23 protein-coding genes and 4 pseudogenes are annotated in these 23,168 nt (G+C 58.2%); 12 read left to right on the top strand and 15 right to left on the bottom strand.

Features of this window, described 5'->3' with window-relative positions; all coding sequences use genetic code 11:
- Positions 1-167 precede the first annotated feature (167 nt).
- From NKI08_RS16760 to NKI08_RS16770, 3 genes are all read left to right on the top strand, one after another.
- Positions 168-914, top strand: coding sequence for a substrate-binding periplasmic protein (locus tag NKI08_RS16760; protein ID WP_352770954.1), 747 nt, complete (start codon positions 168-170; stop codon positions 912-914).
- A 107-nt stretch (positions 915-1,021) separates the two neighbouring features.
- The gene (locus NKI08_RS16765; RefSeq protein WP_352472982.1) at positions 1,022-1,678 is read left to right on the top strand and encodes an amino acid ABC transporter permease; all 657 of its coding nucleotides are present in this window, start codon (positions 1,022-1,024) and stop codon (positions 1,676-1,678) included.
- Positions 1,675-2,406, top strand: a complete 732-nt coding sequence (locus tag NKI08_RS16770; protein WP_352770956.1) for an amino acid ABC transporter ATP-binding protein — start codon at positions 1,675-1,677, stop codon at positions 2,404-2,406. Before NKI08_RS16765 ends, NKI08_RS16770 begins: the two co-directional genes overlap by 4 nt.
- Positions 2,407-2,446: 40 nt before the next feature.
- On the opposite strand, the gene NKI08_RS16775 is transcribed toward NKI08_RS16770, so the two are convergent.
- The 3 genes from NKI08_RS16775 to NKI08_RS16785 all read right to left on the bottom strand — a co-directional run bounded on the left by NKI08_RS16775 (position 2,447) and on the right by NKI08_RS16785 (position 5,077).
- Entirely contained in the window at positions 2,447-3,502 is a 1,056-nt protein-coding gene (locus tag NKI08_RS16775) for a pyridoxal-phosphate dependent enzyme (RefSeq protein WP_352770958.1), read from the bottom strand.
- Complete coding sequence (locus tag NKI08_RS16780) at positions 3,499-4,479, bottom strand: GHMP family kinase ATP-binding protein (protein WP_502899619.1); 981 nt, start codon at positions 4,477-4,479, stop codon at positions 3,499-3,501. Before NKI08_RS16780 ends, NKI08_RS16775 begins: the two co-directional genes overlap by 4 nt.
- A 358-nt stretch (positions 4,480-4,837) precedes the next feature.
- Positions 4,838-5,077: a hypothetical protein gene (locus NKI08_RS16785; RefSeq protein WP_352503479.1), complete on the bottom strand. Its 240-nt coding sequence runs from the start codon at positions 5,075-5,077 to the stop codon at positions 4,838-4,840.
- Between the two features lie 171 nt (positions 5,078-5,248).
- On the opposite strand from NKI08_RS16785, the gene rhuM reads away from it, so the two are divergent.
- The 5 genes and pseudogenes from rhuM to NKI08_RS16815 all read left to right on the top strand — a co-directional run bounded on the left by rhuM (position 5,249) and on the right by NKI08_RS16815 (position 9,445).
- Entirely contained in the window at positions 5,249-6,046 is a 798-nt protein-coding gene (rhuM, locus tag NKI08_RS16790; protein WP_502899620.1) for a RhuM family protein, read from the top strand.
- Positions 6,047-6,214: 168 nt separating this feature from the next.
- Positions 6,215-6,535 (top strand): sunset domain-containing protein, encoded by a 321-nt coding sequence (locus NKI08_RS16800; RefSeq protein WP_352503919.1) that lies wholly within the window; start codon positions 6,215-6,217, stop codon positions 6,533-6,535.
- 1,193 nt (positions 6,536-7,728) lie between these two features.
- A complete protein-coding gene (locus NKI08_RS16805; RefSeq protein ID WP_352503920.1) occupies positions 7,729-7,941 on the top strand; it encodes a hypothetical protein in 213 nt (70 codons plus the stop codon).
- A gap of 128 nt (positions 7,942-8,069) precedes the next feature.
- Positions 8,070-8,561: pseudogene (locus NKI08_RS16810) on the top strand (RNA polymerase sigma factor); the annotation flags it as partial.
- 77 nt (positions 8,562-8,638) lie between these two features.
- Complete coding sequence (locus NKI08_RS16815) at positions 8,639-9,445, top strand: methyltransferase domain-containing protein (RefSeq protein ID WP_352770961.1); 807 nt, start codon at positions 8,639-8,641, stop codon at positions 9,443-9,445.
- A 173-nt stretch (positions 9,446-9,618) separates the two neighbouring features.
- On the opposite strand, the pseudogene NKI08_RS16820 reads toward NKI08_RS16815, so the two are convergent.
- From NKI08_RS16820 to NKI08_RS16870, 12 genes and pseudogenes are all read right to left on the bottom strand, one after another.
- Positions 9,619-9,873 (bottom strand): annotated as a pseudogene (locus NKI08_RS16820) (helix-turn-helix transcriptional regulator).
- A 501-nt stretch (positions 9,874-10,374) separates the two neighbouring features.
- Positions 10,375-10,574, bottom strand: a pseudogene (locus tag NKI08_RS34685) (hypothetical protein); the annotation flags it as partial.
- A 79-nt stretch (positions 10,575-10,653) separates the two neighbouring features.
- Entirely contained in the window at positions 10,654-11,397 is a 744-nt protein-coding gene (locus NKI08_RS16825; RefSeq protein WP_352472987.1) for a phosphatase PAP2 family protein, read from the bottom strand.
- Between the two features lie 263 nt (positions 11,398-11,660).
- Positions 11,661-12,290 (bottom strand): methyltransferase family protein, encoded by a 630-nt coding sequence (locus NKI08_RS16830; protein ID WP_352770963.1) that lies wholly within the window; start codon positions 12,288-12,290, stop codon positions 11,661-11,663.
- Positions 12,291-12,309: 19 nt separating this feature from the next.
- The gene (locus NKI08_RS16835; protein WP_352770965.1) at positions 12,310-13,107 is read right to left on the bottom strand and encodes a sterol desaturase family protein; all 798 of its coding nucleotides are present in this window, start codon (positions 13,105-13,107) and stop codon (positions 12,310-12,312) included.
- Between the two features lie 120 nt (positions 13,108-13,227).
- Positions 13,228-14,046: pseudogene (locus NKI08_RS16840) on the bottom strand (IS630 family transposase); the annotation flags it as partial.
- Between the two features lie 23 nt (positions 14,047-14,069).
- Entirely contained in the window at positions 14,070-14,945 is an 876-nt protein-coding gene (locus NKI08_RS16845; protein WP_352770967.1) for an MBL fold metallo-hydrolase, read from the bottom strand.
- 147 nt (positions 14,946-15,092) lie between these two features.
- The gene (locus NKI08_RS16850; protein ID WP_352770969.1) at positions 15,093-15,599 is read right to left on the bottom strand and encodes a prepilin peptidase; all 507 of its coding nucleotides are present in this window, start codon (positions 15,597-15,599) and stop codon (positions 15,093-15,095) included.
- Between the two features lie 9 nt (positions 15,600-15,608).
- Positions 15,609-16,160, bottom strand: coding sequence for a tetratricopeptide repeat protein (locus NKI08_RS16855; protein ID WP_352770971.1), 552 nt, complete (start codon positions 16,158-16,160; stop codon positions 15,609-15,611).
- A 54-nt stretch (positions 16,161-16,214) separates the two neighbouring features.
- A complete protein-coding gene (locus NKI08_RS16860; protein ID WP_502898822.1) occupies positions 16,215-17,132 on the bottom strand; it encodes a type II secretion system F family protein in 918 nt (305 codons plus the stop codon).
- A gap of 45 nt (positions 17,133-17,177) precedes the next feature.
- Positions 17,178-18,149, bottom strand: coding sequence for a type II secretion system F family protein (locus NKI08_RS16865; protein WP_352472993.1), 972 nt, complete (start codon positions 18,147-18,149; stop codon positions 17,178-17,180).
- Entirely contained in the window at positions 18,149-19,531 is a 1,383-nt protein-coding gene (locus tag NKI08_RS16870; RefSeq protein WP_352472994.1) for a TadA family conjugal transfer-associated ATPase, read from the bottom strand. The genes NKI08_RS16865 and NKI08_RS16870 overlap by 1 nt, the downstream gene beginning before the upstream one ends.
- A gap of 531 nt (positions 19,532-20,062) precedes the next feature.
- On the opposite strand from NKI08_RS16870, the gene NKI08_RS16875 reads away from it, so the two are divergent.
- The 4 genes from NKI08_RS16875 to NKI08_RS16890 all read left to right on the top strand — a co-directional run bounded on the left by NKI08_RS16875 (position 20,063) and on the right by NKI08_RS16890 (position 23,135).
- Positions 20,063-20,236 carry a Flp family type IVb pilin gene (locus NKI08_RS16875; RefSeq protein WP_352472996.1) on the top strand — a complete coding sequence of 58 codons (174 nt, stop codon included), beginning with the start codon at positions 20,063-20,065 and terminating at the stop codon, positions 20,234-20,236.
- 83 nt (positions 20,237-20,319) lie between these two features.
- Positions 20,320-21,357 carry a Flp pilus assembly protein CpaB gene (cpaB, locus tag NKI08_RS16880; protein WP_352770974.1) on the top strand — a complete coding sequence of 346 codons (1,038 nt, stop codon included), beginning with the start codon at positions 20,320-20,322 and terminating at the stop codon, positions 21,355-21,357.
- Between the two features lie 55 nt (positions 21,358-21,412).
- The gene (locus NKI08_RS16885; protein ID WP_352706322.1) at positions 21,413-22,858 is read left to right on the top strand and encodes a type II and III secretion system protein family protein; all 1,446 of its coding nucleotides are present in this window, start codon (positions 21,413-21,415) and stop codon (positions 22,856-22,858) included.
- 10 nt (positions 22,859-22,868) lie between these two features.
- Positions 22,869-23,135: a hypothetical protein gene (locus NKI08_RS16890; RefSeq protein WP_352472999.1), complete on the top strand. Its 267-nt coding sequence runs from the start codon at positions 22,869-22,871 to the stop codon at positions 23,133-23,135.
- Positions 23,136-23,168 lie beyond the last annotated feature (33 nt).

Genomic DNA, 23,168 nt, shown 5'->3' on the forward strand with positions numbered 1-23,168 from the left:
AGAGAAGATAGAGGCGATCATGAACGGATGCGATTTTTTCTGATCGATTGATGATCTCGTCCACCATTGGACGGTATTGCGACTTCCTAAAAGCTATCCAGGAGAGGCAAATTCAACTCGCTTAGCGAGCGGAATCTCGATTCAAACATGATGTAAGGGGAATGTTCATGCTTCGGAAAACGCTCATCGGCTGGGTCGCAGCCCTCAGTGTCGCAATGGCAACTCAGACGATGGCTGAGGAAACGCTCAGAGTCGGCGTCACGCCAACCGGAGTGCCGTTCACGTTTGTCGACACCGCAACCCAAAAGCCGACAGGCGCGATGGTCGATCTGGCAAGTGCGATTGCCGCGAGCCTTGGCACGACCGCCGATTTTCAAATAAACGCTTTTCCAGCCCTGATCCCGGCATTGACGACCGACAAAATCAATCTGATTTCCGCCAGCATGTTCATAACGGACAAACGAAAGCAGGTGATCGATTTCAGCACGCCGGTTTACGCCTATGGCGAGGCGATGTTTGTTGCTGCCGGCGATAGCAAAAACTACACGATCGAGGAACTCAGAGGTGCGACCGTCGGGGCGCAGATCGGCTCGACCTATGCTGATGCTCTGGAAGCGCTTGGCGTCTTCGGTCAAGTCAAGCTCTACGACTCAATCGCTGACATGATGCGCGATGTGGTTCTGGGCCGCATCAAGGCCGGTTTCGGTGACGCCCCGATCGTCGCATATCAGCTTTCAAAGAATCCCGGCCTGGGTGTTCGCCTCGTCGACGGCTATCAGCCGATGAAAAAAGGCGAGGTCGCGTTGGCGGTTGCCAAGGAAAATCCACTGCTTCTCGAAAAGGTGAATGCCTCCATCGCCAAGCTGAAGGAAAGCGGCGAATTAAGCCGAATATTTGCCAAATATGGCCTTTGAGGCCGACCCGCACTGACCTCGACAGAAGCGCCGGCTGGCAGGACCAAAGGATCGCATCGGAATGACCGGCTTTGACGGCCGGGGTACGTGCCAAGAGGAAGCCGGCCATGACCAAATTCATCGCGCATGCAACGGAATATTTGCCGCTTCTTCTTAACGGCGTTTGGCTGACCGTCATGATAACCCTTCTTGCGCTGTGTCTTGCAACGGCGCTCGGCCTTGTCTGGGCGCTGTTCAGGACATCGGGGATACGCTGTCTCGCCGTGCCGACGCGGCTCCTTGTCGACTTCGTGCGCGGCATACCATTGTTGGTGGTTCTCTTTTATATCTACTTTGTCGCGCCCGAGATCGGCATCAACCTGACTGCGCTCCAGGCTGGCACGATCGGGCTGGCACTGGCTCACTCCTGCTATCTCGGGGAAACCTTCCGGGCTGGCATCGAGGCGGTCGATAAGGGTCAGGTCGAAGCGGCAAAATCGATCGGGATGAAGCGTCCGTTGATGATGCGCCGCGTCGTGCTGCCGCAGGCATTCAAGATCATCCTGCCGCCTTACGCCAACAATATGGTCATGCTGCTGAAGGACTCCTCGCTTGTCTCGGTGATTTCGGTTCAGGAGTTGACCATGCAGGGCAAGATGCTCGCGTCGTCCACATTCGACAACATGACAGTTTTTACCTTGGTGGCACTGCTTTACCTGTGCCTGACGGTTCCGCTGAACCTGTTTATGCGTAGAATCGAAAGCTATCTTGGGGCGGCGGGATGATCACCTTTGAAAACGTGCACAAGTCCTTCGGCTCCCACGAAGTCCTCAAGGGGATCAACGCCGAGATCGCCAAAGGACAGGTCGTATGTCTGATTGGACCCTCGGGTTCCGGCAAATCGACGCTTCTGCGATGTGTCAACGGGCTTGAGACCTATCAGCGCGGTCGCATCAGCATCGACGGCACCGTGGTCGATGCCGCCTCGCCCCAGGTTCACGCCATCTGCACCCGCGTTTCCATGGTTTTCCAACGTTTCAAGCTGTTTCCGCACCGCACAGCCCTGGAAAATGTCATGGAAGGGCCGCTCTACGTGCTGAAGGAAAATAGGAACCAGGTCCGGGAGCGGGCCACGGCATTGCTCAATCGCGTCGGCTTGGCCGATAAGACGAATGCCTATCCCGCGTCATTGTCGGGCGGCCAACAGCAGCGCGTGGCCATCGCCCGCGCCCTGGCGATGCGCCCACAGGCCATTCTTTTCGACGAGCCCACCTCCGCACTTGACCCGGAAACGGTCGGCGAGGTCCTGCAGGTCATGCGCGCGCTCGCAGACGAGAACATGACCATGCTCGTGGTTACGCACGAAATTCAGTTCGCCCGCGAGGTTTCCGACAGCGTCCTCTTTCTCGACGGCGGCCGGATCGTTGAGCAAGGTCCGGCCAAGGAACTGCTTCGAAATCCGAGACACGAACGCACTAAGGACTTTCTTCATCGGGTTATGCACCCCGTCTGAGTGTTGGCCAGCGCTGCCTTGTCGCGTCAAGGCTCCGAATTCAGACCTGTCGCTCCGCAGGGGACGGGCCCTCAAACTCTGCGAGAACGCCGCTTAGAGTTCTACGGTCCCAAGGAAATCTGGTCCAGGCCGTCTCCTCGGCCGGATGAATTCGCTTGAGAACCGTTGGGTCAAGTGGAATTGAAATTGGCCAATCCTTCAAACCGGCGAGCCAGTCGGGGTTGTAGACTGTATCTGAATGACGATGCCCTTCATGTGGCATTATCACGACGGTGGAGGCTTCCGGATTGTGCCTGGCGAACCAGGCGCCGACCAAGGCTGCGGCGCCGCTGGTCGGCCCCATGAACAGCCCGTGATCGCGAAACAGCCCATGCGCCATTGCGTAGGCCGGCAATGCGCCCACCCAATGAATATCGTCGATCATCTCATGACGAACATTTTCCGGCAAAACACTGTTGCCCAGCCCGCGCAACATGCGACGTCCGACAGGCTGGCCAAAGAGCATGCTTCTGTGGGTATCGACTGCAATCATCCTGAGATCAGGAAAGAGCTCACGAAGGAAGCCTCCGGTTCCACAAAGCGATCCCCCAGTGCCCACGCAGCCGACGAGGCAATCGATACGGCCGAATGATCGAACAACGAGGTCGGCCAGGCGCGCGTATGCCAGGCGGTTTTCCGGACTGTCGTATTGCCGAGGCCAATACGTGCCCGGGCTATCTTGCAGCGTCTGCTGAAGATACTGGAGCCGACCGCGCTGATTGCCGTCTCCTTGAGGATCGTCGATGGCCATGACTTTGGCACCAAGCTGTTCCAGTCGTCGCCTGAGTTTCAGGTCGATGAGGCTGGAGGCCGTGACGAGCGTAAGCCCATAGCCACGGGCGGCAGCCAGCATGGCGATGGCCAGGCCGAACGTGCCCGACGTCGTTTCGATGATGTGACCTTCCCGCCTGAGGCGCCCTGACGCTTCCGCCTGATCGACCATGAATCGGGCGGGCATCAGCTTCATAAGGGAAAAGCAGGCGGCGTTGAGGTTAGGTGCGAGTTGGGCAAAACGCGGCGTCTCGTAGGCGCGTAAATAGTCTTGCGCCGCGCTCACTGGATTAGCCTCGTTTCGGCATTAAGGGCAAACGTATGGACGCCTTGGAGACCTGTGCCGCTCACCTGCCTTGCGAGCTCAGCAGCGCGCATGGCCGCCCTGGGCGCAGTCGCATCCAGAAGGATGCCGATCAACGTGCCACTGTGGGCCACCTGCACACCGCACGCGTCATGCGCCCGCGCTATATCCAAAACGGTGTTGAAGGATGCCTTCGGCAGGTGCTTCTGACTGATACTGGCGCTGATGGTCGCGACACGTCCAAGCAAGCGGGGATCTTGTTGCCGGATTGAGCGATACGCCAATCCGCGCAGAACACGGAACAGCCCGATTTCCTCACTATCGTAGCGTGCTCGTCGCATGCCTAGCGTGTCGATTGGCCGGGCATTGCTATCCCTGAAACCCACCACGAGAAAGGGCGGGAACTCGCCTCCGAAATGTTCGATTGTACGGCCTTCCCGGTGAGCGAAGAGGAGAGCTTGATCGCAGTAAGCGATGGCGTCGCTTGCGCTTTCCGCGGCAACGGCCAGTCGCGCAACAGTTGACTGGCGCAGCGTGACGCGCGCCGAAGCCGCGACCGCGCGGATCGAGGCAATGACGTCTGCCGTGGAGGAACCGTAGCCGTGCCCTACCGGGATAGAGCTTTCGATCGTCAATTCTCCCCCTCTTCCAGCTACCCCGACATGCTCGAGCGTGAGGGCCGCCGCGCGCGCCGCTTTGATCCGGTTTGCGGGTCGCGGCCGAATGCCATCTTGTTCATCCGGCCAGAAGGTCGCTAGCGACCCTTGCGACGTCAGCGGAAGCGTGACGAGTCCGCGACAAAGCCGTCCCTTGTCCGCTTCAAAGACGCCTTGGAGGAATTCCCCGTGGTGGGCGTGTGCCCGACCGACTCCTACCACCAGAGGCCATGCGACAGTCTCGTTTTTGATGTTGCTCGAATGTGTCTGCTGGCCGGATCTCGGTGTGCTTGTCTGTGTCACCGCATCATCTCCTCAGCATGGCACTGGGCGATGATGCGTGCGACTGACCCGTGCTGTCACTCGCCAAATCTTGGTAGTGCCATTGGCAAGCACATCATGCAAAGATACGGACAAGATTCCCCCACCAATTGGAGCCTCCAATACTGGAGTAGACACAGCAGCACTCGTTTCGGGAACGGTTGGCCTTGCGGCCAACCATTCCGAAACGAGTGCGGCCATGCACGGTGTTTTCAGTATTGCTCTTGTAAGGAGGGTTGGATTGCTCAGCCTGAGTCAATACTGAGATCTGGCCATAGCCCACAGCGGCCTCACCCAGGCGTCGGCGCTTTTAGCTCCTTGCCTCTGCGCGTCTTGCCCGCTAGGCTGCGGGTGTCCTTGCAAAACTGGAACTATACTCCATAATTGCAAGGATGATTGAACGTCGCATCAGCACTGAACTGACCGAGATGCTGGACAGCATGCCCGCTGTGGCGACCTTGCCCAGATCTGCCAGAATAGCGTCCATCGGCGTGCTGGCGAGCTCGGGCCAAAGCGGCACGAGTTGATTGCATTCACATAAGCGGCGTGATGACGGTCGTGATGGATCATCGATCGCCATTGCAGACCATACCCTACTCCAGACCCTACTCCAGTTGTACCGGAAATAGCGTCGGTAGACATTGGGCGGCCCGGACGTGTTAGCGCACATCCGGGCCTAATTTCACCACCTAGCGGTGGGCGTCGTGATCACTTGGCGGATATTTGGGAAGTCCTTTCCTCTCAGGCGCAAATGGCTGAGCTTTTTGGTGTTTCGCTGAAGACAATTAGCGAACACCTCCAGAACCTCTTCAAGTCGGGCGAGTTGTCCGAAGAAACAGTTCTCCGGAAATCCCGGATAACTGCGGCAGACGGGAAGGCCTATCTAACGAGCCTCTATGATCTCAATGCCATCATTGCGGTGGGCTACAAGGTCAACAGCAAGAAGGCGGCGGAGTTCCGAAAGTGGTCGGCCACCGTTCTCAAGGGTTACATTCAGGACGGTTACGCGCTTAACGGAAAGCGGCTGAATAGCGATCCGAGGGCGAAGTTGGCCCGAGAGGTCCGGGCCATCCGGACTTCCGAAACGAACCTTACACCCAGGTTCGCGAGACATTCGCGGAGTGCTCTACAGACTACGATCAGGATGATCCGGCGGCGCGGACTTTCTTCGCAACCAGCCAGGACAGTTTTCATTTCGCGGCTTCTGAGCAGACAGCTGTCCAAATTATCATGTCAAGAGCCGACGCGACCAAGCCAAAACATGGGCCTGACAGCCCTAGGCAACCGCAAGCCGACAGCTGCGGATGTGACGATTGCTAAGAACTATTGTTCCCCGGATGAACTCCGCAAGATGGAACTCATAGGAGAGGCTTGGCTGCTCTATGCCGAAGGCATGGCGATCCAAGGCAAGCAGGTATCGATGCTGCGGCTTCTGGAAAAGCTGAAGGAACTCGTCGCACAGTACGAATTTCCAGTCAGTCTTTCCTGGTTACAAAAGTGGCGGTCCACGTCGGCCAGACGCAGACAAGTTCGCGAAGACGCAACTTGAATTGTTCAAGAAAACCGGCATCCGGTTGCCGCGTCCAACCGCATAACCTGTCGGCCCGCCGCCTTCGGGGTAGCTTTCCTTGAGGCGGCGGTTTCCTCGCCGGTACGACTGCCAAAATGGCTGGACTTAAATTTGCTACGGTCGCATTCTCCCCTTGGGGAGAGGGGCGTGGGCAAACGTCGCTATCAAGACAATGAGTACAATCGCCGAAGGTATGGCAGGCGCCATCGTTCGCGTGACACGCCGTTATGGGCAAAGATCGCGACTGGCGGCACGATCCTGGCTGGCCTGCTTGCCTTTGAATTTGGTTCCGCCGCTGTAGGCTGCGGCATCAAGGGCAACATCAGCTACAACACTGGCGAGAAAATCTATCACGTTCCGGGACAGGAATATTATTGGGAGACGCGCATCAATCTGCTGAAAGGCGAGCGCTGGTTTTGCTCGGAGGAAGCCGCGCGCAAAGCGGGATGGCGGAAATCCAGGGTTTAGACAGGGGTCCAACGCGCGGACGCCCATCATGCAAGGTCACATCTTTGTTGATCTTAAGCGATGCGCTCACCGCACCATACATCAAATGCGTTTCCGCTTTTGTGGGCGCTTCGATGCCCTTTGCGCGGAGTAGGACCAGCGCTATCTCCTCAGCACTCATTGGCGCCGTGGCGGTCCTCAGAACGTCGACGGCGGCACGCATGAAACAGCGGGTTTGGATTGTTGCGACGCTTGACGGAGATGGCGCGGGGCATTGAAGCCAGGTTCCAACAGATGCAAGACCGCCTCGACATGCTTCATCTCTTCAATGAGCTTCGCGGCCTGCTTCTCGTCGCGCCTGATTTTCGCGCCGATCTCACCGTGAAGGCGGATTAGCGCCTAGAGCGCTGGTTTGTGATCCATGGCCAAAAGGTAGGCCAAGATCGGGGCCAATTCTTGTGGCGGTTGCGCCATAATACCGCAAAACTGTACGCCAACTCCGCCTCGGCAGCCGTAGTGCCCGCGATCAGGAAGCACAACGAGTGGGGCCCAAACGCCCGCGATGGTTTCATTGTTCACAGCACGCCACCTTCACTTGAATATTTTCAGAACATGCGAATCGCTCAACACAGCCGTGTAGGGCCCATCCGTTAGAACTCCCGGAGCGCCATTGATTGCGGACCGCGGATTATAATAGGCGCCGGTACCCTCAGTGATATCGACATCGAACGAGTATGCCCAATCAAGATTCGCAAGCTCGGGAGTTGGGTACTTCTCCACTGACCTCTTGCACAAAAGAGCCGTTCAGTAGGCTAGCGCGGACCCCGTTGTGAACGACCTGGCAGGTCACGCTACTAAATGGCTCGGCACTTTTTTGACCGAGCGCATCACTAACCTCCGGGGCCGCATCTCGCAGCGCGATTACCAGATCGACGAACTCAAATCTTGCCGTTTGATGAAGAAGCGGAGGCGCCGCTGGTTCCCAACATAGGCACCACGGCAGTCGGCGGAAACGACGGGCCGACCCCTGTTGGCAGATAGCAGACCGGCGCAGGCCCAGCACGCAATCGGGCCCGCCGCCCCGGCAAAGGAGCTGTTCGCGGTAGATTATGGGCAAACGTGGACGTCTTTCTACGCGGTCGCGTCCGTCTCACTTCCTCATCGACCTCGCGCACCGAAGAACCTCGAGGAGCGGAAGCTCGACCACGACAACCATGCCCAGCACGACGGATCAGGGCACCGGCACGACGAACAGCGGGACCAACATGTCCGGCGATCAGGGCACCGACAAGACGACCACCAGCGGCACCACAAATCCGAACTCGGCCAGGGACTGCGCGCCCGGCCAGCAGACTGGCAGCGCGCAGCAGGCGGCGCCTAGTCAGCGCAGAACACGGCAGCCAACACCGCCGCGCCGGGCCAGGTGAAAAAGACCGGCGAAGGTTGCTGATTGGCACATCGGCTCAGGTTGGAATCACGGGCGTGTGGCTGGCTGGTCTCGGCAGACCACGACCAACTCGGTTGGGTGATGACGGAGGCACAGGGTGGCGACGCCTTGATCGATGCAGGATCTACCATGGACCGCGACCGTCGGGAGGAGTTCCTCGCCGGGTTCCTCACCCTTGCCGTCTCGTTAGGGCCTGAACTGCACCGCTATTGCTCGCGTCTCATGGGGTCGGTCATCGACGGCGAAGACGTTGTGCAGGATCTTTGCTCGAACCCTCGTTGCGCTCGACCAGGTGTGCAAGATTCCGCAGCTGCGACCCTGGTTCTTCCGGATTGCCCATACCCGTGCGCTGGACCTGCTGCGCAGCCGTGCGATCCGCGCAGCAGAGCCTATCGAGGCGGCCCTTGCGGTCGTTGTCGACGCCGCTCCGGACCCCGTGAAGATTTTGATGCAGCGATCCAAACTGCGGTGTCTCGCTTTACGGAACTCCCGATCCTCCAGCGCAGCGTCTTTATCCTGAAGGATGTGCTTGACGAGCCGCTGGCTGAGATCGCCGGTCTGCTCGATATCAGGGTCGATGCCATGACGGGGCGAATCTCCTGCTGCTCCGCTGACTCGACGTTATATCAGGGGGCGCTAATTATCGGTCCTCGGGTCAAAAACCTTAGAAGGCCGACATGCTGAAACCATCGTGGAACAACGCTCGAGGAAGCCGACTTCTATCTCTTTTTCGCAGCTATGCTGATCGTATCACAACGCGGCGGGTCACACGCAAACTTGATTCGTACGGAGATTGGCTGAGAGCCCTCACCCTGACACTCTTCCCGACGAGGAAGGCTCATCACTGCAATGCCTGCGATCGCGGTGTGGCGGCTTTTTACCGTTTCGGGCGATACACGCTTATTTGCCCGCTTTGTCATGCTCTGGATCGTGAGCGGTTTTTGATTTGTGCTCTAGACCGTAAGCTTCTCCGGCTTCCGGCGGGGCCGCTTAGAATTCTCCAGATTGCGCCGAGCGAGAATGGGCTTTCAAAGAGACTATCTCAGGCGGGCAACCTCATTAAAGGCGATATCGAGCCCGGACGGTACGGCCCCGATACCGTGCAGGTTGACCTAATGAACATGAACGGCATCAGCGATCTCGATATTGTCGTCTTGTGTCATGTCATGGAGCACGTACCTGACGATCGGCATGCTTTTCGGCAAATTTGGTCATCCCTTAAGCCTCGAGGACAGGTCTGGATCCAAGTACCGCTTATCTATCGTCAAACGCTCGAAGCGCCGCCATCCATGTCACGGAGCGAGCGCGACGAGCGCTTCGGCGGATCAGATCACGTGCGAGCCTACGGTCCCGATATCAAGGAGCGTATCGAGGACGTGGGTTTTACGGTCGCTCGAATACATTCAGACCGTATACCTGCCGCCGATCGCGAGCGTCTTGGGCTTCTCCCCGATACTCTCTTTATTGCCGAACGGCCCGAGTAACACAATTCGGATTGAGAGCGCGACGTTCCCGACGCCATCCTTGGTGGCGATCATCGCTACTGTGGGCAGGCGCATCACCTGTGACCTCTGCCTTCGGAGGGCAGCTCTCGCCCTCGATGTCGGGCGCTGGCGCCTGCGAGTGCAGTGTCATGCTCCACCGCAGGTTGCACAAGCTATCCCCTCCTGGACTTCACTCGACCTGTAGGCTTGGCCGGATAAACGCGGCCGACACCCGGATCAGAGGCCGATGACTTCAACCCCCTGTCGGCCCATTCTTGGGGATTTGCGGGCATAGACCACGCGACCACCCAACTTTGGATAGGGAGGTCCGGTGCCGTACGTGCCATGCTTTTCAAGCGTCCGGGGGAAAGGCCGACAAGTTTGGCGGCCTCCTCCGTCTTGAACAGACGAGGGGGAAGGTGTCTGATCGTGACATGTTTTCTCCTTTCTGTTCGCACCAGATGCAGGTGCGCCGAGGAGAGGCTTACAATTTAGCGAATGCTCCAATCGCCGCTGGTTGCGCCCTCTCTGCACACGCCCCCGGACAAGTTTACTCGCCGTCGCACTATGAAGTGGTGCTGCGTGGTCAATTGGCCATGCGGCTGTGACGGGGCACCTACTGCGGCAATCATCGAGTGCTCATCACGCTTTGGCTCGGTGTTTCGGTGTTTCGACGAAACAGAAACAAAAGAAAAGGTGCAAACCCGTGTGCACGGCATGTGCACATCGCTCGCTAATTATTTGTTTCCGCCCAGTCCATCATCGTCCCGACTCGCTTCCGAGTTTCGTGGTGCTCGATCTCGATTTGCTGTCAGGCCGCTTGGCCGATAGCAAAAGAATGCCTTCTCAATGGGGGCGTCTTGCGATGTAGCGGCCTTCCGCTACCATCTTCAAACCGTGCGGCCCGGAGACATGGGTAACGGTTGTACCTAAGACATGGGTGACACCCTCGTGCCGAAGGGGTTGTCGTAGGTCTGCAAGGTCCTCTGTTCCAAGTCGATATATCTGAGATCATAGTGCATGAAGGAGACGAGCCAAATGCCGTCGTCGACTTCGTGATTCCGAGCCTCTGGCCGGCGAGCACGGTGGAGATGTTGATCTTCTTGCTGTGCATGCAGATGCCGCCGCAGGGCGGCGCTCCTTCTCCTTGTGTCTCGCCGCCGCCACGTCATTGCCAGGCAGCCGGAGGGCAACGGCCCGTGGCCAACTCAGTAGTCCGCGTCCGATCCCACGGCTGATCTCGCAACGCGGTCGACCTTTCCGCGCGCATAGCTAGGCATCTTGACTGCAATGATGGAGAGAATGCCGATGATTACGCCGGCGATTACATCTATTAAATGATGACCGCCTTCAGGCAGAGTGGCCACGATCATGGCGGCATTCACCATAGCCAACACGACAAAGAGTGGCCGGATGGTCCGCGCGGCATAGACCACTGCCAATCCAAGTGCCGTGTGGAACGACGGGAACGTTACGAGCCCTGTGCCTTTAGTCATAATCAGATCAAACGGCTCGCCTGATCGCAGCGCCATAAGCACATGATGGTGCCACATTCCGGCATTAGTGGTGAAGTTCGAAAATTGCCCCGGCGCCGGCTTGAAATAGGCATAAGCGCCTTCTGCTGGCGCCAAAGCCATCATCGCGCCCGTGAAGACCGAAGCAACCGCTAGAAGAGCGACAAACTCCAGTGCTCGTTCACGTTGGTTTCTCACCGCGAGGAATAACAGAACGAACGGCATTTGGAACGCGAGCGCGTGATAAGCAAAAACCAGGACGGACGCTGTAATTGGCTTGTTGGTCGTGGCGAGGAACCACTGCCAGTCGAAACCGAGGGCGGAATCGATAGAAGCTAGAACCGGGTCCGCCAGAGGCCTTGAGGTGGCCGACGCCAGGTACATGAACACGGTCGTGGTGATGGCGAGCGGAATGAAAGCTGCTGCGGAAACGACCACAATTCTCAGGCAGCCACAAAGATATTTGATTACGCTCGCAATTGGGCTTGTGTCAGATCGCACCCTATGGAGCGCAATTGCCGATGCCATCCAAGATGCACTGAGGACAAGGGCCACCTTGCCTATGTCAATCCAGTTCCTCGGTGAAAAATCGACTGTAGAAAGTGGCAGCCACAAAATGTCAATCAACCCGAAAAGAGCTGTAACCAAGGCAATAATTACTAAGTGGTTTCGAGTAGACTGCGGATCAGCATGGGGCACAGTCACTGCCACCAGTACAATGAGGATAAAGATGGAATGAGCATTGGCGTGGTCTGCCCATACGCGTTGTATTCGGGGAACACCGCTCGCAAGACCCTCTCCTCGTTCACGAGCCGCCGATATTGGAAAGCGAGGGCAATGGCGCAGATTGCGACGGTTGCCCATGTCGCATTGCCGAGAAGAATGCCGAGCAGGACGATCGCTTCGCAGACATAGAGCGGGTGGCGCACGATCTGGTAAGGGCCTGCCGTGACGAGCCGTCTGGCCTGCGCAGTGATGCTGAAGGATCTGCCGAGCCACCACAGGCACAAGATGCAAAGCGCGAAACCAACTATGGTGGTCAGGTCCGCAACAAACTCGATCTGCGGAGCTGCCTGGGTGCGAGGGACCGCGATCAAAGTTGCGGTGGCAAAGCATCCGATGAGCGCGGAGATTCGCGGTTCAATTCCCTGCGCTGTTCCCAGGGGCGGAAGACGCGCCACTGTCATTCCAACGATGAGCACGAGAAAGCCGCCAGCGGCGACATCTGCGGTGAGATCGATAATCCACGCCACTGTCCATTCTGCGCCGGCAAGAGCTACCAAGAACGTTTCGGCCTTCAAAGTCGCGCAGAACGTGAAGTAGAGTGTCATCGTTGCACGCCCGACGAAATCACGTATCTCTGGTGGAGGGAGCTTCATTGATTCTGCCCTTCGGGATCACTGGATAGGCGAGTTGCTCGACGTAAGTTGATGGAATCGGATCATCGACGCCATAGCGCTCCGGGACAGCGTTACCGGGCAGGTACATGGTTCCGAGGAGCGCATCGATCAATGAAAGTTGACCTGCGAAGTTCTTGTCGTATGCCGCGCGCTCGTGAGCGTGATGCCAATGATGGAACTGGGGTGACGCGATCAACCACCGAAGCGGGCCGATGTTCAGCCTGACGTTGGCGTGCAGCAAAAGTCCGTGGACGTGAAAAATTATTGCAAACAGGGCGATCGCCGGACTGCTGAAACCCAGCAGATATACAGGCACGAGCGACGCGCTCTTTGTCAGAGCCTGGTCAACAGGATGAATCCTGTGCGCCGCCAACCAGTCCAGTTCTTCAATGCTATGATGAATCGAATGGAAGCGCCACAAAAACGGAACGGCGTGAAAGGTGCGGTGGGCCAGGTAAAAGCCAACATCCGCAATGACAATGATCTCTGATACCTGGAGCCAAACAGGTTGCGATGATACTGCGCTGCCGACATAGGCCGGCACCAGCCGCCCCACCGTGCTCGTTGCTAGCGTGATAGCCGCGATCAGGCCAAGGCTTATCGGGATGCCATTAAACAGCGCATAGATGAGATCGTTGAAAAAGGCTTTCCTGAGTATCTTTTGATGGGGGCGCAGAGCGAACAGGTATTCGATCGGAACGAAGATCAGAACCGCAATTAAGAGCGCTTTGATATTCAGAATGTCCATACGGCGTCCCGCCGGCAAGACGCAATCCAAGCACTTCGCCAATTTGAGCGCAAGCTAATGGTTCTCGGAGATTAGTTGAAAAGGTAATTTGCGCGCCAAACCGTCAGGCTGAGAGCCCGCCTAGTGGATGGAATCTAACGCTTGGTGCCCGCGTTTGACGGCGGCAATGATCTTGTCGGGGTCGGCGATCCAAGAGAAGGGTTTGGGTTGCTGGTTGTGCTCTACGAGGAAGCGGTTGATTGCCGCTTGGAGGTCGACAACGGAATGGAAGACGCCGCGCTTGAGGCGACGCTTCGACAACTTGGCGAAGAAACCCTCGACCGCGTTGAGCCACGAGCACGACGTCGGCGTGAAGTGGAAGGTGAAGCGCTGATGGCGGTCGAGCCAAGCGCGCACCTTGGGGTGCTTGTGGGCGGCGTAGTTGTCGACGACGACGTGGACGGCCTTGCTGGCCGGCATTTGCGCCTCGATGGCGTCGAGGAAGCGGATGAACTCCTGATGGCGATGCCGCTGCATGTTCTTGCCGATAACGGTGCCGTCGAGCACGTTGAGGGCGGCAAACAGGGTGGTCGTGCCATGCCGGTTATAGTCGTCGGTCATGGTGCCGAGCCTTCCCTTCTTCATGGGCAGGCCGGGCTGGGTGCCGTCGAGCGCCTGGATCTGGCTCTTCTCGTCGACCGACAGCATGATTGCGTGAGCCGGCGGATCGACATAGAGGCCGACGACGTCGCGCAGCTTGTTGACGAACTGGGGCTAGCTGGAGAGCTTGAACTGGCGCCAGCGGTTGGGCTGCAGCCCGTGCGCCTTCCAGATGCGACGCACAGCGCTTGCGCTGATGCCAGCCGCTTGCGCCATCATGTCGGCGGTCCAGTGCGTCGTCTCGCCTGGCAGATTGACAAGCGTCAGCGCCGCCACGCGCTCGGCCACCTCGGGTCCGAGCGCGTGGTCGGCGTCCTCGGCGATTACGGCGGCTGATGATCCTCGAACCAGAATGATGACTGGCGTCGCGAGATAGTTCCCACCGACGGCAAGGGAAAATGCGATGTCATGACGATACGTCCATTGTCCGAGCAAGCCTCCAGGAATGCCCACCGCGTCCGACGTGCCTGGTCAGGGTCCGTGTCGTACCGAAAGCTCCAGTCGGGGTATATGCATTGCATCGGCCAATGCATGAGATCGCCGGAAAACACTGCCCCTACGCCTCGAGATCTCAGGCCGATGGCTACGTGCCCCGGGGTGTGGCCCGGCGTCGGCTCCAGCCACACTTCGCCATCGAGTTCATAATCCATATCGACAAGCACAGCCCGACCAGCCTCGACGATTGGCAGCACATTGTCCTCATAGGTCCGTTCGTCGGCATCGCCGGAGGCGGCCTGTGCGGCCTCGAACTCGCGCCGCGCCATGATGTAGCGGGCGTTCGGGAATGTCGGTATCCAACGCCCGTCCACCAATCGTGTGTTCCAGCCGCAATGGTCGATATGAAGATGGGTGCACAGCACATAGTCGATCTGCTCGCGAGCAACACCTGCATTCGCCAGGCGCGCCAAAAAGGTGCCGTCATTGCGGCGATGCCAATGCCGGAAGTATGCGCACGTCTTGTCGTTGCCGACGCAACTGTCGACCAGAATGGTGTGGTGGCCGGTACGAACCAGAAAACTCTGGATGGGAAGAATAAGCCGGCCGGTTGCCGGCGATATCAATCGGGGCGTGAGCCAATGAAGATGCGGTTCGAGTGCTTCGTCGGTGCAGTCGGGGAACCATTCCGACGGCGTCCGCAGAGGGTCGCACATCTCCAGAATTCTGGTTACCCAGATATTCCCGATTCTCCAATCGTCCATTGATGCGATCCTTCTTCGATCGAGGACGGATCGCTAGCTATAACATTTGCGGCAAGATGGCGTCAGACCTTTCTTCCGATAGGAAGACGGAGGCGCTCGCGATGTGGCCGCGCTTACGATCGGGTACCAATCGTTAGATCTTAACCACTAGAACCGTGCGTTGCCATAGATCTGTAGCGCCAGCGTGCAGATAGCAGCGATCGAGATCGGCACGCCGAAGGGGACGACGCCTTTGCGGTCCAGATGCTGAACGTAGACGCGGAAGGCCCCTTCGGGCAGCATCAAGGGATTCTTCACGACTAACGCGGTCGCAAAGGCGAAGACCAGCAACAGCACGGAAAACACCAGGAGCCCGCCGCCGCCGATCAGAAACGAAACCACAGCCATCAGTTTGACATCGCCAGCGCCGACCTTGCGCATGGCCCACAACAAGAAAAGCGCCACGAACAGCAGTAGGCCGGCAACCGCGCTCAGGCCCATGTCCCACCACGACCCGCTGAGGATCGACATAACCTGCAGCGAACCCAGCCCAAGACACAAAAGCAGCAGCACGTCACGGTTAGATATTTTTTGGGTCGTGAAGTCGAGCCATGCAATCCTTGCCAGCAAAGGAACCGCTAGCCCCTTCATCAGCAGCGCTCCGGCAAGCAACATGCTAGCGCCTTACCGTTCGAGATTCTTCACGCTGGACGACAGGAGTCGCAAATTGTTGCCGACGGTCGGATCATTGGGAGCCAGTTCGTATGCTTTGAGGAAATTACTGCGCGCGTCCTGCAGCTTGCCGCGCAGCAGATAGGAATAGCCGACATTGTTGTAATATTCGGGCGTTGGCCCAATGAGCCGGAAGGCCTGGCCATAGGCCCTGTCGGCGAGATCGAAGCGGTGGATGCGGTCGCTGCAGGCGGCGAGGCCCAGCCATGCGGCACCGTCGTTGGGGGCGAGTTGCGTCGCCTTGTAGAACAGGGCGCCCGCATTGCCATAATTTTCCGAGCGAAACTGGTTCTTGGCTTCGGCAACGGCTTGGTCGGAGGCATAATATTCGACGTCGCTGACCGTCTTCAGTCCGTCGAAGGCATCGCCGAAGGCAGTAAGCTCCACTTTCGCCGGCTCGTTAGTGCGGACGACCCCCGTTGGGTCCGTCGCATTCGACTGACAACCGGAAAGCACGACAACCAGCAAACTGGCAGCGGCAACGAGGCACATTGGCCTTTTCATTTTATCCCCCAGGGATCTTGCCGATCCCGTCCCCTGACCAAAGCACATCCCTGTCTAGAAGAAAATGCCCTTCATTCGAATGATCACCGGAAGCATCACGACCATCATCACAACAGGAAAGATGCACAGCCCCAGCGGTATCATCATCTTGACAGGCAAAGCATTGGCGCGTTCCTCGGCGAAGAGAATTCTTTGTCCCCGCATTTCGTCGCTGTAGACGCGCAAGGCGTCCGTCAAACTGGTACCGAGCTCTTCCGATTGACGGAACAGCACAGCCAGCGCGCGCGCCTCCTCCAGTCCAACGCGGTCGGATAATTCGCGCAGGGCCTCGCGCAACGGCTTGCCCGCGCGCAACTGAAGATTCATGATTGCGAGTTGGATGCCGAGCCATCTATGGGTGCCAGCCAGTTCGCTGCCGACACGCTCGACAGCCGCTTCGAGGCTCATGCCGGCATCGGCACAGGTGATCATCATGTCCATGAAATCCGGAAAGCCACGACGATATATCTGTTTTTGTCCCTTTTCGAACCGATCGAGAGCGATGCTCGGAATCACGATGCATCCCAGCCCAAGCAGGGCAGAGCCTGCAAAGGCGACAAGACCGGGAAGTTCGGGTGGCAACATCCGCGACAGGAGCGCATACGTCACGGAAAAGCCAAGACAGACCGCGCCAAGGCGTGACAGAGTATAGATCAATGGCGCGCTTGACTGATAGAAGCCGGCGCGAAAGAGTTTTGCGTCCAGCGCGCTGGGCTCGTCACGTTCTTTTTCGATCGATCTGAAATAGGCGTCGACCGGCCGCTGTGCTGAAATCTTGGCCAGTTCTTCCTGGCCCAAAAGCGAGCGGCGGTTGGGAATGCCCTCTGCCAGCAGGCTTTGCGCAACCAGTTTCCTCGTCTGCAGCGCCGGCAAGACGACGAGCGCGCCCACCAGAAACAGCGCTACGGCCGCCAGGAAGACGGCGATGGACACCAGAAGGCTCAGATCCTGGGTCACAACTTCTATAGCTCCGATCGCTCAAAAATCGAAATTGACCATACGGTACATGATGAAGTCGCCGAGCAGCGCCCAGAACCCGAAAACCAAGAACACCGGCATGATCAACGGGCTGCCCCATACATCACCGTAGTAGCTGGGGGCTAGGCCCGTGAGGATGGCGAGCATCAAAAGAGGAAATAGGGAAATGATCCACGCGGACATTCGCCCCTCGGCAGAGAGCGCCCTAATCTTCAACCTGAGTTTCTGCCTTTCGCGCAGCACCACTGAGAGATTCGACAGAATTTCGGTAAGGTTGCCGCCGGTCTTGGCCTGAATCGACAGCGACACCGACAGCAAATGCAGACCTTCGAAACCGACGCGCTGCGAGAGTTTTCGCACCGCGTTTTCAAGGCTGAGGCCAAAGGTGATCTCGTCGGAAACAATGCCGAATTCGGTGCCCAGCGGATCAGGCATTTCTCGTGCGACAAGGCTTATAGCCACGGAAGTCGGATGACCGGCACGCAGCGAACGCACGATCATCTCAAGGGCATCCGGCAATTGCTTGGCGAATTTCTGGATTCGCCTGGCGCGCGCGCGGCGGAGAACCAGAAACGGCAGGAGGAATACGATGAGCAGAAAGATGATAAACGAAGCCACGGCGGAGAAGTGCAGCAGGAACGCAAATACCAGTGCCAGGGCCAGTCCACCGAGAGCAAATGTCGCGACGAACGACAGCGGATTTCCGGTAACGCCGGATTGCGTGTACAGCCTGTTCAGGCCAACCGCATTGAAAAGAAAGTCGCCCGAGCTGGTAAGCCCACGTTCTTGCAGCAATCGCTGCAAGGTCTGTTCGGCCGGAGCGTCGTCGGCGAGCCGCTTCAGTCGACGGTTGATCGTGCTGACCGTTGAGCGCCGCTTGGAGTAAGTCACATACAGAGCCTCGGCCGCGAGGATGAGCGACGCAGCCGCCAGTACATAGATGAAGTAGAGCAATGTCTGGCCGGTCAACATTAGAGCGGGACCTGTGGGTTGAACGCGTCCTTGGCGAACTGATGGCCAAGGGTCGCCGCTTCCTGGGCAAAGCGCGGACGAATGCCGGTCGCCCGAAATTCACCAACGATCTGGCCCTCGGCAGTCACATCGCGGCGGACGAAATGGTAAAGTTCCTGAACCTGTACGACATTGCCTTCCATACCGGTGAGTTCTGATATGGAAACAACCCGCCTTCCACCATCGGAAAGCCGTTGCGTCTGCACAATGATGTCGATGGCCGAGGCAATCTGAGCCCGTATTGAATCGTGGCTCATCGGCATGCCGGCCATACCGACCATCTGTTCCAATCGCGATATCGCATCTCGGGGCGTGTTGGCATGAATGGTGGTCATTGAACCTTCATGGCCGGTGTTCATAGCCTGCAGCATGTCGAAGGCTTCCTCGCCGCGCACCTCGCCGACGATGATGCGATCCGGCCGCATGCGAAGCGCATTTTTTAGCAATTCGCGCTGGCGAACTTCGCCCTTTCCCTCAACATTGGGCGGACGCGTCTCGAGACGGCCCACATGCGGCTGCTGCAGTTGCAGTTCCGCTGCGTCCTCAATGGTGATCAGGCGCTCCCTGGCTGGGATGTAGCTCGACAGGGCATTGAGCAGGGTCGTCTTGCCGCTGCCTGTGCCGCCCGAAACCAGGATCGACTTGCGGGCCTGCACGGCAATGCGCAACAGGTCGACCATCGGTTGCCGGATCGAATTAAACGCCATCAGACGTTCGAGCGAATAGGGGTTCTTGGAGAACTTGCGAATCGAGACCAGCGGGCCATCCACCGAGATCGGCCGCACAGCTATATTGACTCGCGACCCATCTTCCAGCCGCGCATCGACCATTGGCGCCGATTCATCGACACGCCGGCCGATAGCCGAGACGATCTTGTTGATGACACGTAGCAGATGGGCTTCATCGCGAAAGCGGATCGCCGTCTCCTCTATGACTCCACGCCGCTCGATGAAGACTCGCTTGTGGGTGTTGATCAGAATATCGGAAATCGAATCATCCTTGAGCAAAGGCTCGATCGGACCCAGCCCGAGCATCTCGTCAGCGGTGTCGCTGGTCAATTGGTCAAGTTCGCGGGCGTTAAGCGGCACGTTGCGAGCACGAACGAATTCCCGCACTATGGGGCGGATCTCGTTCAGGATTTCCTCCTTGGACGCACTTTCAAGGGCCGTCAGGTTGAAGCGATCAATCAAGTGGCGGTGGAGCTCGACCTTGAGCGTAAGGAAATCATCCCCCGGCGATTCGAATTCCGCAGAACGGGACAGTACGGGGACTGCCGGCACGATCGGATCAAGCTTCGGCTCGACCCGCGGCTCGCTTGGCCCTTTCGTGAATCGGCCCAGCATTTTGCGCTACCCCTTTGGACACGCCTTGGGGGGAATACCCCCGCAAGACGGCAGGCACCGAGCACGTTCCCGAACTCAATACTTCTTGCATATTTAACATCCAGGTCGAAAAAACATCTCATCTATTCGAACGAGGCGTCCGACCGTAAATATACAAGGGTCTGCCAAAACATCGCCCTGCGTCTTTTTGGCCACGATGGCCCTTACGGGCTCTGGCAAGCCCTTGGATATAATGGCATATGCCTATCTGCTAATATCGCCTCGCTTCTGCCACAGACGCGGCGAAATTGTGAACGGATGGTTAAAGACGGGCGAAAAGCAGGCAGAATCAACGTCTTGCTGCAGAGAGACCTCGAAACGATATTACCATTTCAGGCATAGCACAGGTATAAATAAGTTAAAGAACCACTAACATATTTGACTCTGCTTTTTATCGGCCCCTAGGATTAGGTCGACGGAGGATGCTCAGGTATGCGATTTCATCCTTGGCTCGTCTCGTCAGGGTTTGAACCTCCAAAGGGAGAAATTGGCATGAAAAAGCTCATGACGATGACCCGGCAGTTCCGCGACGACGAACACGGCGCCGCCATGGTCGAATATACCATCCTACTCGGCATCATCACCGTGGCGGTGATCGCCACGATTATTCTTGTCGGTGGCTGGGTCAGCACCCAATGGACGGGGCTTTACGCGTTATTGCCGTGATAGCTTAGTCCTATCATTGACGCCGGGAAGGTCCCCGGCGTCGATCCAGGTGGTGGGTGAACGGAGTCTGGCGGGAAAAGAAAGTGCGTGCAAACACTGTCATCATGATCGTTCTCGCCGGCGTATTCGGCGTGCTCGCAGTGGTTCTCGCCAATATCTGGCTGACCAGCCAACGCAGCGCTATGGCGAAGACGGACGTGCCGCGCGATACCGTCGTGGTGGCGGCGGTATCTTTGAAATTCGGCGACACGCTGTCGGCCGACAAGCTGCGTGAAATCACATGGCCGGCGGGCGCGGTTCCGGCCGGTGCCTTCAAGACGACAAAAGATCTACTCGCTGGCGAAGGCGCAAAGCAGGCGCTGCAGGCGATCGGCGCTAATGAACCCGTTCTCGCCACCAAGATTACCGGCCCCGGCCAGCGCGCCACGCTTTCGGCGGTGCTCGGCGAAGGCATGAAAGCTGTTTCCATCAGAGTCAACGATGTGCTCGGCGTCGCAGGATTCGTTTTCCCAGGGGATCGGGTCGATGTGCTCCTGACGCGCACCGTGCACAATCCTGGAGGTGCGGACCAGAGTTTCGTCGACGTGCTGTTGCAGAGCATGAAGGTACTCGCCGTCGACCAGGTCGCCGATGAAAGCACGGACAGCCCGACGGTGGTGAAATCGGTGACCGTCGAGGCTAGCATCAAGGACGCCCAGAAGCTGACGCTGGCCGCCGGCGCCGGCCAGTTGTCGCTGGCGCTTCGCCAGGCAGCCGCCGGCAAGGACGAGATCACCCAACGCATCACGCTTTCAGACCTGACCGGCGAAACGCCGGCCGACGTCGCAGCCAGGCAGGCCGAACTCGCCAGGCAGGCGACGGCCGATGCTGCTGCGGCAGCCGAGCGCAAGCGCGCGGACGACAAGATCAATGGCCTGACTCGGGCCGTTGAACAGGTCGGAAGCCGGCTCGACGACTTGAGCAAAGCAAAGCCTGCTCCGGCCGTGACCTCGGCACCCGAAGCGCAAGAGGTCGTTAAGGAAGTGATCAAATATGTGCAGCCGGAGCCGTCAGCCCGTGCGACTATCGGCGTTTTTCGGGGCGTGAAGCTCGAAAAATATGACGTACCGCGACAAAGATAACTCTGGTATGTTGGCATAAAGAGCGTCCGAAGAGCCGCCAAAGGGGGGAATGTAGATGCGAACGGTCCGGGAAACACTGGCAGCCGCCGCGCTGGCCTGTTCGGTGATATTACTGCCGATCGGCCTTGAGGCTACGGCAGCCGATCGCCGTATCGACGTGTCGAACCCCAAGGTCCATCGTGTCTTCCTGCCCATGTCGCAATCGCTGACGATTGAGGTGAATGCCACTCTTGGCGATATCGTCGTCGCCGACGAGAAGATCGCAGATGCCCAGCCGATGACCGACAAGACGCTCTACGTCATTGCCAAGGGCGCCGGTACCACAACCGTCAATCTCTTTTCCGAAGACAAGCGCTCGCTTGGCGTAATCCAGATCGAGGTCGGCGTCGACGTCAACGATATGGCGCAGGCAATTCGGCAGGTAGCGCCCAGATCGCGGATCGATATCGGCTCGGTCAATGGCAAGGTCCGGCTCGGCGGGCATGTGAAGGACGGCGCGACGCTGGCGTCGATCCTGGAAGTGGCCCAGCAATACGGTCCCGACGCGATTATCAATGCCGTTACCGTTGATGACAGCCAGCAAGTGAATCTGGAAGTGCGCGTGCTCGAGGCCAAGCGCAATGCCGGTCGCGACCTTGGTGTGTCGATCAGGAGCACGAACAACAGCGGAACGACCCGAACTGGAACGGGCATTGCCGCCGTCGATGAAGATAACGTGGTGCTCGGACCGGGCGGTCTGCTCACTGGCCTGCTCTCGAACACCAATCCGTTCGCGGCGCTGATCACTCGCGTCATCGACAGCAACATCAAGGTCGATCTGATCATCGAGGCGCTTGAGGCAAAGGGTGTCGTGCGCATGTTGGCCGAGCCCAATCTCACCACGCTTTCCGGCGAGCCGGCCAGCTTCAACGCCGGCGGTGAAGTACCCATCCGCAGCCTCGACAGCGACGGCCAGATCAACATTGTGTACAAGCAGTTCGGCGTGAATCTGCAGTTCACGCCGATCGTGCTCAACGACGACAAGATCCATATCAAGCTAGCGCCGGAGGTAAGCGACCTGAACGGCTTCACGCCGGCTGGCGACCCGATCTTCACCACCCGCAAGCTGGCGACCGTCGTCGAGTTGCGCGACGGCCAGAGTTTCGCAGTCGGCGGGCTCTTGTCCAGCAAGAATACCAAAATCCAGAGGCAGGTGCCATGGCTGGGCCAAGTGCCGATCGTCGGCGCGCTATTCCACAATTCAAGCAATCAGAAGGAAGAGACCGAACTGGTCGTCATCGTCACCCCGCATATCGTGCGCCCGGCGAAACCCGGCGAGCAACTGGCGACCCCATTCGACAAGACACGGCCGGCCAACGACCCGGAGTTTTTCGTGCTCGGCCAACTGGAAGTAACCAAGGACATGGTGCGCAAATATGAACTGGGCGAAGGCGTCGTCGGCCCCTATGGCCACATGCTCGACCTGAAATCCAAGGACAAGATGATCTATGTCAAGAAATAGGGTGTTGATCATGCTTTTGTGTGCCAGCGGGCTGGCGGGCTGCGCCGACTATCTAAACCGCTACGACACGGTGACACTGGCCGCAGGCGACACCCAGAAATACAATTCGCTTCTGCAGACGGTCGATCCGCTCAATCCGGCGTCGAAAAAGACCGCCATTGAAGGGGACGGCGCGCGCGCTGCTGCTCTTGCCCAGAGTTACAAGTTTCCACCGCCACCACCGCCGCCGCCGGCCATCACGGTCAATGTCGGGACGCCGCAAGACACGGCGGATTGAACAGAAGGATCAGCGCGTCAGGTAAACAAGGGA

This window comes from Mesorhizobium sp. M0768, from assembly GCF_040320195.1.
Classification (GTDB): domain Bacteria; phylum Pseudomonadota; class Alphaproteobacteria; order Rhizobiales; family Rhizobiaceae; genus Mesorhizobium.

What these genes read in the sequence shown, in the direction of transcription:
- NKI08_RS16890 (WP_352472999.1), top strand. Translation starts at nt 22,869, where the DNA reads ATGCTTTTGTGTGCCAGCGGGCTGGCGGGCTGCGCCGACTATCTAAAC.
- NKI08_RS16855 (WP_352770971.1), bottom strand. Translation starts at nt 16,160, where the DNA reads ATGAAAAGGCCAATGTGCCTCGTTGCCGCTGCCAGTTTGCTGGTTGTC.
- rhuM (WP_502899620.1), top strand. Translation starts at nt 5,249, where the DNA reads ATGGCTGAGCTTTTTGGTGTTTCGCTGAAGACAATTAGCGAACACCTC.
- NKI08_RS16845 (WP_352770967.1), bottom strand. Translation starts at nt 14,945, where the DNA reads ATGGACGATTGGAGAATCGGGAATATCTGGGTAACCAGAATTCTGGAG.
- NKI08_RS16850 (WP_352770969.1), bottom strand. Translation starts at nt 15,599, where the DNA reads ATGTTGCTTGCCGGAGCGCTGCTGATGAAGGGGCTAGCGGTTCCTTTG.
- NKI08_RS16885 (WP_352706322.1), top strand. Translation starts at nt 21,413, where the DNA reads ATGCGAACGGTCCGGGAAACACTGGCAGCCGCCGCGCTGGCCTGTTCG.
- NKI08_RS16865 (WP_352472993.1), bottom strand. Translation starts at nt 18,149, where the DNA reads ATGTTGACCGGCCAGACATTGCTCTACTTCATCTATGTACTGGCGGCT.
- NKI08_RS16765 (WP_352472982.1), top strand. Translation starts at nt 1,022, where the DNA reads ATGACCAAATTCATCGCGCATGCAACGGAATATTTGCCGCTTCTTCTT.
- NKI08_RS16760 (WP_352770954.1), top strand. Translation starts at nt 168, where the DNA reads ATGCTTCGGAAAACGCTCATCGGCTGGGTCGCAGCCCTCAGTGTCGCA.
- NKI08_RS16785 (WP_352503479.1), bottom strand. Translation starts at nt 5,077, where the DNA reads ATGGCGATCGATGATCCATCACGACCGTCATCACGCCGCTTATGTGAA.
- NKI08_RS16830 (WP_352770963.1), bottom strand. Translation starts at nt 12,290, where the DNA reads ATGACACTCTACTTCACGTTCTGCGCGACTTTGAAGGCCGAAACGTTC.
- NKI08_RS16815 (WP_352770961.1), top strand. Translation starts at nt 8,639, where the DNA reads ATGCTGAAACCATCGTGGAACAACGCTCGAGGAAGCCGACTTCTATCT.
- NKI08_RS16805 (WP_352503920.1), top strand. Translation starts at nt 7,729, where the DNA reads ATGCCCAGCACGACGGATCAGGGCACCGGCACGACGAACAGCGGGACC.
- NKI08_RS16770 (WP_352770956.1), top strand. Translation starts at nt 1,675, where the DNA reads ATGATCACCTTTGAAAACGTGCACAAGTCCTTCGGCTCCCACGAAGTC.
- NKI08_RS16835 (WP_352770965.1), bottom strand. Translation starts at nt 13,107, where the DNA reads ATGGACATTCTGAATATCAAAGCGCTCTTAATTGCGGTTCTGATCTTC.
- NKI08_RS16875 (WP_352472996.1), top strand. Translation starts at nt 20,063, where the DNA reads ATGAAAAAGCTCATGACGATGACCCGGCAGTTCCGCGACGACGAACAC.
- NKI08_RS16870 (WP_352472994.1), bottom strand. Translation starts at nt 19,531, where the DNA reads ATGCTGGGCCGATTCACGAAAGGGCCAAGCGAGCCGCGGGTCGAGCCG.